The sequence below is a fragment of the Rhizobium sp. IY2 genome (assembly GCF_047532935.1).
In the GTDB taxonomy this organism is placed as follows: domain Bacteria; phylum Pseudomonadota; class Alphaproteobacteria; order Rhizobiales; family Rhizobiaceae; genus Rhizobium; species Rhizobium anhuiense.
Genome location: NZ_JBLKNU010000004.1, coordinates 169,135 through 184,690 on the forward strand (window position 1 = coordinate 169,135; position 15,556 = coordinate 184,690).

12 protein-coding genes are annotated in these 15,556 nt (G+C 60.6%); 6 read left to right on the top strand and 6 right to left on the bottom strand.

Annotated elements, in window-relative coordinates; translation table 11 throughout:
- Positions 1-55: 55 nt before the first annotated feature.
- Positions 56-1,294, top strand: coding sequence for an OpgC family protein (locus tag ACMUVN_RS16585; protein ID WP_168333614.1), 1,239 nt, complete (start codon positions 56-58; stop codon positions 1,292-1,294).
- A gap of 50 nt (positions 1,295-1,344) precedes the next feature.
- Here ACMUVN_RS16585 and ACMUVN_RS16590 read toward each other — a convergent pair whose 3' ends face one another.
- Together ACMUVN_RS16590 and ACMUVN_RS16595 are read right to left on the bottom strand one after the other, a co-directional pair.
- Positions 1,345-1,698, bottom strand: coding sequence for a VOC family protein (locus tag ACMUVN_RS16590; protein WP_168333615.1), 354 nt, complete (start codon positions 1,696-1,698; stop codon positions 1,345-1,347).
- Between the two features lie 448 nt (positions 1,699-2,146).
- Positions 2,147-3,910: a glucan ABC transporter ATP-binding protein/ permease gene (locus ACMUVN_RS16595; RefSeq protein ID WP_028758321.1), complete on the bottom strand. Its 1,764-nt coding sequence runs from the start codon at positions 3,908-3,910 to the stop codon at positions 2,147-2,149.
- A 323-nt stretch (positions 3,911-4,233) separates the two neighbouring features.
- Here ACMUVN_RS16595 and ACMUVN_RS16600 point away from each other — a divergent pair, with 323 nt between their 5' ends.
- The 3 genes from ACMUVN_RS16600 to ACMUVN_RS16610 all read left to right on the top strand — a co-directional run bounded on the left by ACMUVN_RS16600 (position 4,234) and on the right by ACMUVN_RS16610 (position 9,433).
- Complete coding sequence (locus ACMUVN_RS16600) at positions 4,234-4,989, top strand: helix-turn-helix transcriptional regulator (RefSeq protein ID WP_168333616.1); 756 nt, start codon at positions 4,234-4,236, stop codon at positions 4,987-4,989.
- Positions 4,990-5,205: 216 nt separating this feature from the next.
- Complete coding sequence (pyc, locus tag ACMUVN_RS16605; RefSeq protein ID WP_414815301.1) at positions 5,206-8,670, top strand: pyruvate carboxylase; 3,465 nt, start codon at positions 5,206-5,208, stop codon at positions 8,668-8,670.
- A gap of 190 nt (positions 8,671-8,860) precedes the next feature.
- A complete protein-coding gene (locus tag ACMUVN_RS16610) occupies positions 8,861-9,433 on the top strand; it encodes an NADPH-dependent FMN reductase (protein WP_168333618.1) in 573 nt (190 codons plus the stop codon).
- A gap of 300 nt (positions 9,434-9,733) precedes the next feature.
- Here ACMUVN_RS16610 and ACMUVN_RS16615 read toward each other — a convergent pair whose 3' ends face one another.
- From ACMUVN_RS16615 to ACMUVN_RS16630, 4 genes are all read right to left on the bottom strand, one after another.
- Positions 9,734-10,495, bottom strand: a complete 762-nt coding sequence (locus ACMUVN_RS16615) for an amino acid ABC transporter ATP-binding protein (RefSeq protein WP_028756539.1) — start codon at positions 10,493-10,495, stop codon at positions 9,734-9,736.
- Positions 10,492-11,172: an amino acid ABC transporter permease gene (locus ACMUVN_RS16620; RefSeq protein ID WP_012759450.1), complete on the bottom strand. Its 681-nt coding sequence runs from the start codon at positions 11,170-11,172 to the stop codon at positions 10,492-10,494. Before ACMUVN_RS16620 ends, ACMUVN_RS16615 begins: the two co-directional genes overlap by 4 nt.
- Before the next feature lie 201 nt (positions 11,173-11,373).
- Entirely contained in the window at positions 11,374-12,147 is a 774-nt protein-coding gene (locus ACMUVN_RS16625) for an amino acid ABC transporter substrate-binding protein (RefSeq protein WP_017995516.1), read from the bottom strand.
- Between the two features lie 152 nt (positions 12,148-12,299).
- Positions 12,300-13,169: a DMT family transporter gene (locus ACMUVN_RS16630; RefSeq protein ID WP_028756538.1), complete on the bottom strand. Its 870-nt coding sequence runs from the start codon at positions 13,167-13,169 to the stop codon at positions 12,300-12,302.
- A 211-nt stretch (positions 13,170-13,380) separates the two neighbouring features.
- Here ACMUVN_RS16630 and ACMUVN_RS16635 point away from each other — a divergent pair, with 211 nt between their 5' ends.
- Positions 13,381-14,157: a DeoR/GlpR family DNA-binding transcription regulator gene (locus tag ACMUVN_RS16635; RefSeq protein WP_168333619.1), complete on the top strand. Its 777-nt coding sequence runs from the start codon at positions 13,381-13,383 to the stop codon at positions 14,155-14,157.
- Between the two features lie 65 nt (positions 14,158-14,222).
- A complete protein-coding gene (locus tag ACMUVN_RS16640; RefSeq protein ID WP_028756536.1) occupies positions 14,223-15,413 on the top strand; it encodes an MFS transporter in 1,191 nt (396 codons plus the stop codon).
- Positions 15,414-15,556: the final 143 nt, after the last annotated feature.

Consider the following 15,556-nt stretch of genomic DNA (forward strand, 5'->3'; position numbering starts at 1 on the left):
AGGGAACCCTTTTGGCCGTCGTCGCGTTTGCAAATCGGATAATAAGGAGAGACCCATGGCAAGCACGCCGTCCGAAGCCATCGTCCCTGGGCGCAGTACTCTATCCGCAGCTGCGCCAGCGCGCGACACAAGGCTCGACGTCCTGCGCGGTGTGGCCCTGATCATGATCTTCATCAATCATGTTCCCGGACAGATTTTCGAATATGTGACGACGAAGAATTTCGGCTTCTCCGATGCCGCCGAGGCCTTTGTGCTGATCTCGGGCATCGCCGTCGGTCTTGCCTATGGGGCTCGCTTTCAGCCGGGGAACCGGCTCAAGGTGGCGATCAAGGCAGCGAAGCGCGCCTTCACGCTCTATCTCGCCCATATGATCACCACCTTCATGACGCTGGCGCTGTTCATCTGTGGTGCCTGGCTGTTCCACCGGCCGGGATTGCTGGTCGAAATCAATATCCTGGCGGTTCTGATGAACCTGAAGGAAGGCATTCCGGCTCTGCTCCTGCTCGGCCATCAGATCGGTTACAACAATATCCTGCCGATGTACGGCGCGCTGATGCTGATGGTGCCGATTATCCTCTTCTTGAATGCGCGGAGCCCGTTGCTGGCGCTCGGTGTCTCGGGCACCGTCTGGCTGCTTGCAGGGATCTACGAGGTGGCGCCGCACAACATGCTGATCGAGGGCTACTGGTTCCTCAATCCGCTCTCCTGGCAGTTCCTGTTTTCGATCGGCATCGTCTCGATGCTGCATATCAAGCGCGGCGGCACGATCCCGCGGCATCCGCTGTTGCTGGCGGCCGCTGCCGCTTACGTCTTACTGTCCTTCGTCTGGGTGACGGGCCATCTCTGGATTTTCGGCAACTCGCTGGCCGCACTTGGCCTGCCGACCGTTATCACCGGTTTCGACAAGACCTTCCTGTCGCTGCCGCGGCTGCTGCATGTGCTGGCGCTGACCTATCTCGTCATCAGCATCCCGGCGCTCTCGCGGATCCTGCGCTGTTCTGCGGATCATCCGCTGACGATCCTCGGGCGCCATTCGCTGAACATCTTCGTCGCCGGCACGATCCTCGCCATGATCGGCCAGGTGGTGCTCTACCTCACCAACAAGGACCCGCTGGTCGGCCCGATCTTCGTGATATCAGGGGTCGCGATACAATTCGCCTATGCCTATTATCTCGAGCGCAAGCGCCAACAGGGCAAGCTCAAGGGAAAACTCGTCGCCGATACCGCCAGCATCCCCGTTCCCGTCCGCATCGGCGGAACGGCCAATGCCTATCGCCGGAGCGATCGGAAATAGGGTTCGGATTTATGTCAGATGTAGGAGCCGGTAGCCGAAAGGCCGCCGGCTCATTTTTTATGAACGAGGATGTTCACCAACTTTCCCAGCGGATCGCGCACATAAAAACGCCTGACGCCCCAGGGCTCATCGGCTGGGCCATACTCGATCGGAAAGCCTGAGGCCGACATCGCCTCGAAAGCGGCATCCAGATCGTCAACCTCGATCGAAAGGTCCGGCACCTCCGTTCCGGAACCACCTTCACTGGCGATGCTGAGCTGAACATTCATCGAACGCGATGCGCCGAACGTCGTGACCCAGCCGTGATCCATGATGACGTCGAGACCGAGGATATCCTGATAGAAACGCCGGGCCAGGGTGATATCCGCTGCCTGGATATTGGCGACGATGCGCAGGACCTTCATGGGCTTTCTCCCTATGCTCGTTGACTGCCGAAGGTTAGGGAAGATCGGCGGGGTGATCAATCGTGTGGGTCAGAGCGGAGATGTTGTGCCGTGCGGTACCCCTCTGCCCTGCCGGGCATCTCCCCGCACGGGGAGATTGGATGGCGCGAGGGCTTCCCGAACAACTGGCCGTCGCATGACTCTAAACTGAAGGCGATATGGCACGGCAACCGGAGTGGTTGATGCTTTACGGGAGCAAGCTCCTGCCGACCTGTCGAAAAACATTCTGGAAGTGTCAGGCATGTCTCCGAACAGCTGTCACGTATATATCCGGGCTTTACACCTGTAGGGGAGATATCCGGCAGGGCAGAGGACGATCAGACGGTAAGGCGCCGCTCCCGGGGCTCTGGCAACCAAAAAGGCCGGAAGGGAGCTACCCTTCCGGCCTTTGTCTTGAGACCCGAACCGATCAGGCGGCTTCGGTGGTATGGGCCTTGCGGACTTCTTCGTCCGTCAGGATGCCGCTGGCGCGCAGCAGGGCGGCGAAGCGGCCGTTGCTGTGGCTGAGTTCGTCGAAGCTGCCCTGTTCGACCACACGGCCGTCGTCCAGGAAGAGCACCATATCGGCTTCGCGGACCGTCGACAGGCGGTGGGCGATGATGAAGGTGGTGCGGTTCTGGCGCAGATTGTCGATCGCGGCCTTGACGCGGGCTTCGGTCTCGACGTCGAGCGCCGAGGTCGCCTCGTCGAGCACCAGGATCGGCGCGTCCTTGAGGATGGCGCGGGCGATCGCGATGCGCTGACGCTCGCCGCCGGAGAGCTTGTTGCCGCGTTCACCGACATGCGTATCGTAGCGATCCTCACGGGTCTCGATGAAGTCGGCGGCGGCGGCGGCTTCAGCCGCACGGCGCATTTCCTCTTCGCTGGCGCCCTCGCGGCCGAGGCGGATATTGTCGCTGATCGAACGGTTCAGCAGGCCCGCATCCTGGAAGACGGTGGCAATGTGGCGGCGCAGCGACTTGCGGGTCACCTTGGTGATATCGGTGCCGTCGACGAGGATCTTGCCGCCCTGGGCATCGTAGACACGCTGCAGCAGGTTGACGAGCGTCGTCTTGCCGGCGCCGGTCGGGCCGACGATCGCGACCGTCTGGCCTGCCTTCACCGAGAAGGAGACATTGTGCAGGCCCTGCGAGCTGTTGCCGAAGCCGAAGGAGACGTCGCGGAATTCAATCGCACCCTTGACGTCCTTGATCTCGCCGTTGCCAGCCGGCTCTTCACGTTCACGTACCGAGTCTTCGAGCGTATAGAAGTCCTCGAGCTTGGAGCGAGCCTCGAAAATCTGCGTGGCGAACTGGCGCATCAGGTCGAGGCGGCCGATCAGCAGGTTGGCGAAGCCGATGAAGGCGATGACGTCGCCGACGCGCAGCTGGCCGGCCTGGACGAGCATGGTGCCGATGATCAGGACCACCATCATCGCGATGGTCGAAGCCATGCGGTTCAGCGCGCTGGCGATCGCCCACCAGTCGAGCACCGGATACTGGGCTTCGAGCAGACGGTCGGCGAAGGATTTCAGCGCCCGGGTTTCAGCCTCGATGCGGTTGTAGCTGTGCAGGACCGAAACGTTGCTAATCGAGTCGCTGACATGCGAGAAGACAGTGTGATAATGGTTCTCGACCGAAGCCTGGCCGTCCTTGGTGCGGCTCATGACGACGCGGCCGATCAGCCAGTAGGCTATGGCGAGCACCATGAGCACGGCGGAAAGGCGCAAGTCCATCGACATTGCGGTGGGCACCAGAAGGGTAAGCGCGATAACCGTCGACAGGTGGTTGCGCATGAATTCCAGCCAGAGGCCGAACAGCGTTTCGCAGGCACGCAGCAATGTATGCAGCGCGTTGGAGGTGCCGCGCTGGTGGTGCCAGCCAAGCGGCATGGAGATGATGCGGCCAAAGGCTTCCGTCAGCAGCGTTGCCCGGCGTCCATGCGCCAGCCTGTCGGCCTCGCGGGCCACCAGGACGAAGGCGATGGTGTTGAAGACGGCGAAAGTCGCCCACATGAAGAGGATAGGCTTCACCTCTCCCTTGCCGGAAATCGCATCGATGATGCGGCCGAACAGGATCGGCTCCGCAATGGTGATCGTCGCCAGAACAATGTTTGCGATAACGACCAGGGATACGCGCAGCTTGTAGGCGCCAAGATAGCGCAGAGCTCTTGCATAGACCTTGAATAGCGTCACGTCGAACCTCTTGTGCATCTGCGAAAACGGGATGATGCGATGCTACAAAAGGCTACCTGAACCGGCGATTAACGGAGCATTCAGGCTTCGATCGTCGCGACGATTAAACCCGATCGTACTATCGCAGGATGCGACGAGATGGCTATGGCGCTGAAATTGCTGCATGAACATATCTCGCAACAATTTGCGCTTGCATTTTATTAAATGTTTAGCACAGCATTAAATTAGTGACTGCATTTTTTGAAGAAGACCGTTTCGCGACCAATTTGAAAAGCCGCCGACGGCCTCGATGCGGGCGTCAAGTCCGGGCAAGGGGCATTTTTGTGAATATTAATTCGTTAATTCAATTGCTTATAATTCTGGAAGAATGTTCAAATCCTGAGGTCGTCGTCACCGAGTTGGAGCAGGGCATCCACGATTGCGGCTTCGACTATTACGGCCTGCTGCGCCATGTGCCGCAGAATCCGGCGCAGCCGAATCCGGAACCCTGGGCTGCGGCGCTTGCCGGCCGCTGGCCGGAACAATGGCCGCAGATATACACCGCGAAAAAATATGTGCTGATCGATCCGATGGTGCGTTATCTCGCCCATGCCCAGCGGCCTTTCCGCTGGCGAGACAGCATGGCGGCGTTCAGCAAGGATGGGCAGCAACGCCGTATGGAGCAGATGATGGTCGATGCCTTCGGCCATGGACTGGAAGATGGCTACATCTTTCCGATCCACGGACGAAACGGCATTCTCGGCAGCCTCAATCTCGCCGGCAAGCCGATCGAGCTGTCGCCGGTGGAGATCGCACTGTTCGAGGCGGTGGCGCGCAAGGCCTTCTGGCGGTTGCTCGACCTGAAAGGCGAAGTGCAGGCGCTGGAGACCGTGCTGCCGGCCGAGACGCCGCTGACCCGACGCGAGATGGAAATCCTGCACTATCTCGCCGAAGGCATGACCTCGATGGAGATCAGCAAGATGCTGAAGATCTCAAACCATACCGTCGATTGGTATATGAATGGCCTGCAGGACAAGCTGAAGGCGAAAAACAGGCAGCAAGCGGTGGCGCTTGCCTTCCGCCATGGCCTGATAAGCTGATGCATGTCGTCCAAAACGGGGCAGCGGCTTTGGACAACGACATGCATGATCATAAGATAAGCGCGTCAAATGACGCGAGTGCGATGCTATGCGCTTCAGAATGGTGAGAAAGTGCATTTCGCAGTCGCAAGAGAAATTGAACTTCCTGTGACAAGAAGTTAAGAATTTTCTTCGCGGGTGCAGCATGCCCGCGTCTGAACGTCTGAGGAGACCGTTTTGCCCATTTCCAAGATTCTCGTTGCCAACCGCTCCGAAATTGCCATTCGCGTGTTCCGCGCGGCCAACGAACTTGGAATAAAAACGGTGGCCATCTGGGCGGAAGAGGACAAGCTGGCACTGCACCGCTTCAAGGCGGACGAGAGCTATCAGGTCGGCCGCGGCCCGCATCTCGCCAAGGATATGGGTCCGATCGAGAGCTATCTCTCGATCGAGGAGGTGATCCGCGTCGCCAAGCTTTCGGGCGCGGACGCGATCCATCCCGGCTACGGCCTGCTGTCGGAAAGCCCCGAATTCGTTGATGCCTGCAACAAGGCCGGCATCATTTTCATCGGCCCGAAGGCCGATACGATGCGCCAGCTCGGCAACAAGGTTGCAGCGCGCAACCTGGCGATCTCGGTCGGCGTGCCTGTGGTGCCGGCCACCGGCCCCCTGCCCGAGGATATGGCCGAAGTGGCCAAGATGGCCGAGGAGATCGGCTATCCCGTCATGCTCAAGGCTTCATGGGGCGGCGGCGGGCGCGGCATGCGCGCCATCCGCGATCCGAAGGACCTTGCCCGCGAAGTGACGGAGGCCAAACGCGAGGCGATGGCCGCCTTCGGCAAGGACGAGGTCTATCTGGAAAAGCTCGTCGAGCGCGCCCGCCATGTGGAAAGCCAGGTTCTCGGCGATACGCACGGCAATGTCGTGCATCTCTTCGAGCGTGACTGCTCGATCCAGCGCCGTAACCAGAAGGTCGTCGAGCGCGCACCGGCCCCCTACCTCTCGGAAGCGCAGCGCCAGGAGCTTGCCGCCTATTCGCTGAAGATTGCGGCGGCGACCAATTATATCGGCGCCGGCACCGTCGAATACCTGATGGATGCCGATACCGGCAAATTCTACTTCATCGAAGTCAATCCGCGTATCCAGGTCGAGCATACGGTGACCGAAGTCGTCACCGGCATCGACATCGTCAAGGCGCAGATCCACATCCTCGACGGCTTTGCAATCGGCACGCCGGAATCGGGCGTGCCCGGGCAGAAGGAGATCCGTCTCAACGGCCATGCGCTGCAGTGCCGCATCACCACGGAAGATCCGGAGCACAATTTCATTCCGGATTACGGTCGGATCACCGCCTATCGCTCGGCCTCCGGTTTCGGCATCCGGCTCGACGGCGGCACCTCCTATTCCGGCGCCATCATCACCCGCTTTTACGATCCGCTTCTCGTCAAGGTCACGGCATGGGCGCCAAATCCATCCGAAGCGATTTCCCGCATGGACCGGGCGCTGCGCGAATTCCGCATTCGCGGCGTCGCCACCAACCTGACCTTCCTCGAAGCGATCATCGGCCATCCGAAGTTCCGGGATAACAGCTACACGACCCGCTTCATCGATACGACGCCGGAGCTTTTCCAGCAGGTCAAGCGCCAGGATCGCGCCACGAAGCTGCTCACCTATCTCGCCGACGTCACCGTCAATGGCCATCCCGAGGCCAAGGACCGGCCGCGGCCGCTTGATAACGCCGCCGAACCGGTGGTTCCCTATGCCAACGGCAATACGGTCAAGGACGGTACCAAGCAGCTCCTCGACACGCTCGGCCCGAAGAAATTCGGCGAATGGATGCGCAACGAAAAGCGCGTACTCTTGACCGACACGACGATGCGCGACGGCCATCAGTCGCTGCTCGCCACCCGCATGCGCACCTATGACATCGCCCGCATCGCCGGCACCTATGCGCATGCGCTGCCGAATCTTTTGTCGCTCGAATGCTGGGGCGGCGCGACCTTCGACGTTTCCATGCGCTTTCTGACCGAGGATCCGTGGGAGCGCCTGGCACTGATCCGCGAGGGGGCGCCGAACCTTCTGCTGCAGATGCTGCTGCGCGGCGCCAACGGCGTCGGCTACACCAATTATCCCGACAATGTCGTCAAGTATTTCGTTCGCCAGGCGGCCAAGGGCGGCATCGATCTCTTCCGCGTCTTCGACTGCCTCAACTGGGTCGAGAACATGCGCGTCTCGATGGATGCCATTGCCGAGGAGAACAAGCTCTGCGAGGCGGCGATCTGCTATACCGGCGATATCCTGAACTCGGCCCGTCCAAAATATGATCTGAAATACTATACCGACCTTGCGGTCGAGCTCGAAAAGGCCGGCGCTCACATCATCGCGCTCAAGGATATGGCGGGCCTGCTCAAGCCCGCGGCTGCCAAGGTTCTGTTCAAGGCGCTGCGTGAGGCGACCGGCCTGCCGATCCATTTCCACACGCATGATACATCGGGTATTGCGGCTGCGACCGTCCTTGCCGCCGTCGATGCCGGTGTCGATGCCGTCGATGCGGCCATGGATGCGCTTTCCGGCAATACTTCGCAGCCCTGTCTCGGTTCGATCGTCGAGGCGCTGCGCGGTACGGAGCGCGATCCGGGCCTCGATCCGGAATGGATCCGCCGTATCTCCTTCTATTGGGAAGCGGCGCGCAACCAGTATGCGGCCTTCGAAAGCGATCTGAAGGGTCCGGCATCCGAAGTCTATCTGCACGAAATGCCGGGCGGCCAGTTCACCAACCTCAAGGAACAGGCTCGCTCGCTCGGCCTCGAGACCCGCTGGCATCAGGTGGCGCAGGCCTATGCCGACGCCAACCAGATGTTCGGCGATATCGTCAAGGTGACGCCGTCTTCCAAGGTCGTCGGCGACATGGCGCTGATGATGGTTTCGCAGGACCTGACGGTCGCCGATGTCGTCAGCCCCGACAAGGAAGTCTCCTTCCCGGAATCGGTCGTATCGATGCTGAAGGGTGATCTCGGTCAGCCGCCGTCTGGATGGCCCGAAGCGCTGCAGAAGAAGGCGTTGAAGGGTGACAAGCCCTATACCGTGCGCCCCGGCTCGCTGCTCAAGGAGGCCGATCTCGATGCCGAGCGTAAAGTCATCGAGACGAAACTCGAGCGAGAGATCAGCGACTTCGAGTTTGCCTCCTATCTGATGTATCCGAAGGTCTTCACCGACTTCGCGCTCGCCTCCGACACCTACGGCCCGGTCTCGGTGCTGCCGACGCCGGCCTATTTCTACGGTCTCAAGGATGGCGAGGAACTGTTTGCCGATATCGAACGCGGCAAGACGCTCGTCATCGTCAACCAGGCGATGAGCGCGACGGACAGCCAGGGCATGGTGACCATCTTCTTCGAGCTCAACGGCCAGCCGCGCCGCATCAAGGTGCCGGACCGGGCTCATGGGGCGACGGGTGCCGCCGTCCGCCGCAAGGCTGAGCCGGGCAATGCCATCCATGTCGGTGCGCCGATGCCGGGTGTCATCAGCCGTGTCTTCGTCTCGCCCGGCCAGGTCGTCAATGCCGGCGACGTGCTCGTCTCCATCGAGGCGATGAAGATGGAAACGGCGCTGCACGCGGAAAAGGATGGCACGATTTCCGAGGTGCTGGTGCGCGCCGGCGATCAGATCGACGCCAAGGACCTGCTCGTCGTCTACGCCGGCTGAGCAGGCGGGGTCGATGTTTCCGAAGGGTTGCATTCGGCCATGCTACCGATCACCCGATTGTGTACGGTCGGGCTGTTAAAAAGCTGATTTTGTGAAAAGTGAGCGGCCTCCTTGCCTTGCCCGGCGAGGAGGCTTTCTCATAGATTGGCACGCTCACCACCCGCCCCCAAGACCCATCAGGAAATCGTCTATGAGCAAGTTGAAGATTGCCGTCATTGTCGGCAGCACGCGTATTGGCCGTTTTGCCCAGCATCCGGCCAAGTGGATCGCAGATTTCGCCAGCCAGCGCTCTGATCTCGAAGTCGAAGTTCTCGACCTTCTCGACTACCCCATGCATTTCTTCGGGGAAGAGCGCGCCACCACGGCGGAAAGCGAAACCGCAGAGAACTGGAAGAAGAAGCTGCGCGAGTTCGACGGCTTCATTTTTACCGCCGCCGAATATAACCATGCGCCGACCGCGGTTCTGAAGAACGCGATCGATCTCGGCGAATTCATTCAGAAGCCGGTCGGTTTCGTCGGTTACGGCGGCGTCGGCGGCGCACGTGCGGTCGAGCAGCTTCGCCTGATCTTCGTCGAAATGAGCGCAGCGTCCGTCAAGACCGCCGTCCACATCGCGTTCAGCGAATATCTTGCGGTTCTCAAGGAAGGCAAGAGCCTCGGTGATTACGCCCATCTCAATGAGGCCGCCAAGAACATGCTCGATCAGCTCATCTGGTGGGGCAATGCCCTGAAGGCCGCGCGCGCCGTCGTTACGGCCTCCTGATTGCAGCGAGCAATGCCGGGATGTTCGCATCCCGGCACCAGAGCCTTTCCCGGTTGGATTGCTGCATTCTGCCGGCGCAAAGATGCCCGGCCCACCGGCCGCACTGCTTCACTATGCGAAGCAATAGGTGCGTCCGGCGCTTCTAAAGTCTTGCAGATTTGCAAGGCAAATCTGCGGGAGGGTTGGCTGAAACGGGCCGGCTTGGCCGTAGAGCCGGGCTACGACGCGCGCCGGCCGGTCGACCATCCGACTCCGTTTGAGCCAACAGAATGCTGCAATCTAACCCGGAAAGGCTCTAGCTCAGATATCGTAAGTATTGGCGGCGTTGATCGTCGAGATGAAGCGCTTGGTGCGCTCGCGCTCCGGCGTATTGAAGATCGCCCTGGCGCTGCCCGTTTCCACCACGCTTCCGGCTTCCAGGAAAACGACGTCATTGGCGATCTTCGAGGCGAGCCGGAGATCATGGGTCGCCATCACCATCGTCGTGCCTTCGCTGGCAAGCTTGCCAAGCACATCGACCACCTCGGCCGAAAGTTCGGGATCGAGCGCGGATGTCGGCTCGTCGCAAAGAAGCACGCGCGGCGATGGCGCCAGTGCCCGGGCAATTGCGACGCGCTGCTGCTGGCCACCCGATAGTGTCGAAGGCCAGGCGTCGGCCTTGTGGGTCATGCCGACCTTGGTCAGCAATTCCATTGCGCGTTCGCGGGCCTTTTCCCTCGGCCATCTCAGCACCGTCACCAGACCTTCCATGACATTCTCGATCGCGGTCTGATGCGGGAAGAGCTGGAAGTTCTGGAAGACCATGCCGGTCTGGCGGCGGATCTTCTGGATCGCCTGCCAGCTCGTTCGTTTGTCCGGGGTAAAGGCCAGCGTTTCCTCTCCCAGGCGGATCGCGCCTGCTGTCGGAATTTCGAGCAGGTTGATGCAGCGCAGCAGCGTGCTCTTGCCGCCGCCGGAAGGTCCGACCAGCGCGGTGACGCTGCCTTCGGGGATGCGGATGCTGATATCCTTCAGGATGACCGCATCGCCGAAGCGCTTTTCGATGTTGGAAAGCTCGATCATGCATTTGCCTCCAGCATACCGCCATAACGCGCGAAGCGGCGTTCCAGCCGCACTTGCAGCTGCGAGAGGACGGAGCTCAGGACGAGATAGATCAGCGCCGCCTCGATATAGAGGATCAACGGCTCATAAGTGGTGGCGACGATGCGCTGCGCCGCCTGGAAGAGTTCCGGCACGGTGATGGCGGCGGCAAGCGAAGTGTCTTTGACCAGCGAGATGAAAGTATTCGACAAAGGCGGCACGGCGACACGGGCGGCCTGCGGCAGGATGGTGCGGCTCATCGCCTGGCGCCAGCTCATGCCGATCGAATAGGCAGCTTCCCACTGGCCTTTCGGCACCGAGGAAATGACGGCGCGGATGATCTCGGAGCTATAGGCGCCGATATTCAGGGTGAAGCCGATGAGGGCGGCCGGGAAGGCATCGAGCAGGATGCCGAGGCTCGGCAGGCCGTAGAAGATGACAAAGAGCTGAACGAGCAGCGGCGTGCCGCGGATGACCCAGACATAGAAGCGCGCGACGGCGGAGAGCGGCATCGGCCCGAAGAGTCGGGCGATCGCGGTGGCGAGCCCGAGGGCCAGGCCAAAGACGAAGGAGAGCAGGGTCAGCGGAATCGTGAAGATCAGCCCCGCCCACAGGAGCGAAGGCAGCGATTCCGCCATCAGTTGGAGCCAGTGCGCCAAGGGAATTCCTTCTGGTCGGTTGGTGCGTCGAAGTGGAATACCCCTCCCCAACCCCTCCCCACAAGGGGGAGGGGCTTATCGGGGCCTTCGGCGCGCCAAATAGCGACCGTACTGTGGCGGGGAGGCTGTTCTGAGATGAGGCGGCGCGGCATCGAACCCCCTTGCCCTTGTGGGGGCGGGGGTTCTTTTCTTGAACGAAGCTTACTTGGAAACGTCCTGGCCGAAATACTTGTCGGCGATCTTCTTATAGGTGCCGTCGGCCTTGATGTCGGCAAGCGCCTTGTTGATTTCGGCGAGAAGCTCCGGCTCGTTCTTGCGGATGATGACGCCGGAGTAGTCGGCATTTTCCTGTTCGGCGACGATCTTCACCGGCGCGTCCGGCTTGTGCTTCTTGAAATCGAGGAAGGAGAGGCTGTCGTTGATCGTGGCGTCGGCGCGCTTGGTCAGCACGAGCTGGATCGACTGATCGAAACCGTCGGTGCCGACGAGTTCGGCGCCGGCTTCGGTGGCGAGCTTGCCGAAGTTGCTGGTCAGTGATTGGGCGGCCTTCTTGCCCTTCAGATCGGCGAAGGACTTGATGCTGTCATCGCCGTCACGGGCGATCAGCACGGCCTTGGAGGCAATATAGGGCTCGGAGAAATCATATTTCTGCTTGCGGGTTTCGGTGATGCCGACCTGATTGATGACGGTGTCGTAGCGCTTGGCGTCGAGGCCGGCGATCAGGCCGTCCCACTTGCCTTCGACGAACTCGGCCTTGACGCCGAGCTTGGCGGCGATCGCTTCGCCGATCTCGACATCGAAGCCGACGAGCTTGCCGCTTTCGTCATGATAGGTGAAGGGCGCATACGTGCCTTCGGTACCGATCTTGAAGACGCCGGCCGATTTGATGGCGGCGAGGTTCTCGCCGGCATGGGCAGGCAGGAGGGCCGCAGCCTGAATGAGGGCGGCAGCGGCGACGGTTTTCAACCAGTTCATTGTTTTATCCATCCTTGGGAGGTTGTCATCGGATGGGGATACTTTGCAGAAAATTATGGCGCCGGAAGCGTAGAAAACTGCGAATAAAAGCAGCAACTGCAAATAATTTTCTCAAGCGGCCGTTCCAACCATGAATCCTGCAGAAACAGGCATCATGCTCCGGCCCGGCGGCGCAGCCTTTCGCTGACGATGATGATCAATCCGGCGCTGAGGATCAGGGCCGCGCCGACGACCACATTGTGCGTTGGGATGTCGGCCCAGATCAGATAGCCCAGGAGGAAGGCCCAGACGAGAGAGCTGTATTCGAATGGTGCAAGCACGGAGACGGGCGCCTGGCGCATGCCTTCGAAAAGGGCGAATTGGGCGCAGCCGGCAACGATGCCTGTGGCAATGAGCAGCGCGAGCTGCGTCATATCGGGGGTCTGCCAGGTGTAGAGAACGGCAAGGCCGGTCAGGGCAAGAAAAAAGACGTTGGAAACGGTGAGCTGCACGATGGTCTTTTCGTGCAGCGAGGTCTTGCGCAGCAGCACCATGGCGGATGCCCAGAGGACGGCCGCCTGCAGCGCAAGATAGACCGGCCAGGAAATGGTGAGGCCGACCGGATTGCAGGCGATCAAGACACCGACGAAACCGACGCCGACGGCCAGCCAGCGCGCCGGCGTGACCTCTTCCTTCAGGATGACCCATGCGAGCAGGGTACCGACGACAGGTGCGGCGTAATAAAGCGTCGTCACTTCGGCAAGCTGCAGGCGGCTTGCCGCGGAATAATAGGAAAGCCAGGCACAAAGAAGAAGGATGCTGCGGGCGATCATCGGCTTGACGATCGGCGATGTGATCGTTTGGCGAACGAGTTTGCCGCGACCATAGGCGAGACAACCGAGGAAGATCGTGAGGCTGCGGAAAAACAGGATCTGCCAGACGGGAATGCTTGAAGTCAGGATCTTGATGATCGCGTCATGGAAGGTAAACGCCATATAGGCGACGGTCGTGAGCAGGATGCCCAGGCTGACGGAGTTTTTCACAGGAAGACGCACCAGATGGCGGATATGCCGGAGGGAATCGGGAATGATGAATCGATATTCCTGCCTCTTAGACCGGTCAATAGGACATATTTCGCTCTGGTAGTGACTTTGTTTCAAAACGTCAGAAAACGTGTAGCAATGCGTATTGCCTGCACGATCATAAGTGTTTATGCACGTTTCTGGATTTGTGAGATGTCGATCCGGTAGGAACATGCAGGATTTTCTATTACGCGAGCGTCAAGGGGTGATTTCCGAGAGGTTGCGGATGAATGGCCGCGTGCTGGCGGCGGAACTTGCGCTCGAATTCGGCGTCTCCGAGGATACGGTGCGGCGCGATCTGCGCGAGATGGCGGCCGCGGGGCTCTGCGAGCGGGTCTATGGCGGCGCATTGCCGGTCTCGCCGGCGCATGGAAGCCTGACGCAGCGCATCGGCTTTGCCGCCGACCGGAAACAGGCGCTGGCGCGCGCTGCGGCACAGCAGATCGCCGCCGGTTCGACCGTGTTCTTCGATGCCGGCAGCAGCAATCTGGCGATTGCCCATGCATTGCCGGCCGATCTTGCGCTGACGGCTGCGACGAATGCGCCGGCGATTGCCGCAGCGCTGATCGACAAGCCTGCCATCAACGTCATCCTGATCGGCGGGATGGTCGATCGGCAGACGGGCGGTGCGCTCGGCGCCAAGGCCCTGCGCGATATGGAGCAGATTTCGCCCGACCTCTGCATTCTCGGCGCCTGCGGCGTCGACCTTGAGGCCGGCATCACGGTGTTCGGTTTCGAGGATGCGGAGTTCAAGCGGTTTGCGACGTCGAGGAGCAAAAGGGTGCTGGTGGCTGCAACCTCGGAGAAATTCGGCACTGCCGCCCCCCATAGTGTCCTGCCGGTTGCCCATTGCGAATGTCTGGTGGTCGAACACGATGCCGATCCGGCAATTCTCGGCCGCTACCGCGAGCGCGGATGCAGGACTGTTATCGCCGAGAAAACGAACTGAGGCGACGTCACAGAGTTTAGGGAAATCGGGCGCTTGCAAGCCCGGCAATGAGGAAAGACCGAGAAATGGACAGTCATGTAAGTGCGCCGGGGGTCCGGAGCGGCTTCGTTACCAGAAGCAGGGCGGCGGTTTCCCTGCTCTTTCTCATGAATGGCTTCGTCGTCGGCTGCTGGGCGCCGAAGATTCCGGACTTTGCCGAGCGTCTGGCGCTGAGCAAGTTCGAGCTTGGGCTGATGATCCTCGTCTTCGGCGTCGGCTCGCTGGTCATGATGCCGATTGCCGGTGCGCAGATTGCCAAGCACGGCTCGCGTATCGTCGTTCAGGTGACGGCTGTCTGCGTGCTGCCGTTGCTGCTGGCATTGACGCTCGCGCCAAATGTGATCACCGGGGCCATCTCGCTCTTCCTGTTCGGCGGCTTCATTGGCGCAATGGATGTGGCGATGAATGCCAATGCGGTGTCGGTCGAGAAATCCATGCGCCGCGCCATCATGTCGTCCTGCCATGCGTTCTGGAGTCTTGGTGGACTGATCGGCTCAGGTCTCGGCGGCATCGTGATTTCCAAGCTCGGTATTCTCGGTCATGCGGAACTGGCGACGGTGCTGGCGGCAATCTTCCTTGCTCTGGCATGGCCGATGATCCTTGCGGACCCGCCGCATCCCGACACCAAGAAGGAAAAGACGAAGCTGCCGATGGTGCCGCTGCCGTGGCTGCTCGGATTGATGGCGCTGTTCAGCATGGTGCCGGAAGGTGCGGTTCTCGACTGGGGCGCGCTCTATCTCCGGCAGGAAATGGATGCATCCGTGGCACTTTCCGGTCTTGGTTTCGCAGCCTTTTCGGCGACCATGGCGATCATGCGCTTTGCCGGCGATCTGGTGCGCGACCGTCTGGGCGGCGTCAAGACGCTGCGCATCTGCACGCTGTTTGCGATCGTCGGCATGCTGCTTGCAGGCTTGGCCCCCAATGCCGAGATCGCTATCCTGGGTTTTGCCTTTTGCGGGATCGGGATTTCCAACATGGTGCCGATCGCTTTCTCGGCGGCGGGCAATATTCCCGGCCTCAAGCCCGGCATCGGCATCTCGGTCGTCACGACCATGGGCTACTCCGGCATGCTGGTCGCACCGTCCTTGATCGGCTTCGTCGCCGAGCATGTCGGCTTCGCTGCGGTCTTCATGGCGCTGCCGGTGCTGCTGCTCGTCGTCCTCCTGTTTTCCAAACTGGCCCATTATGCCGATGGGACCTCCGGAGGCGGCCACTGAACCGCCTCCAACCAAAAGTGATATCGGGGGCGGTTGACAAGAAAGCGGTCATGATCCACCTGAAAGGCGCTGTTTCTAAAGCGCGTCGCAATCTTTCAGATTTGCTTCTCGCGCTTTAGGTCTTTATTTTGCGCATGTCGTGA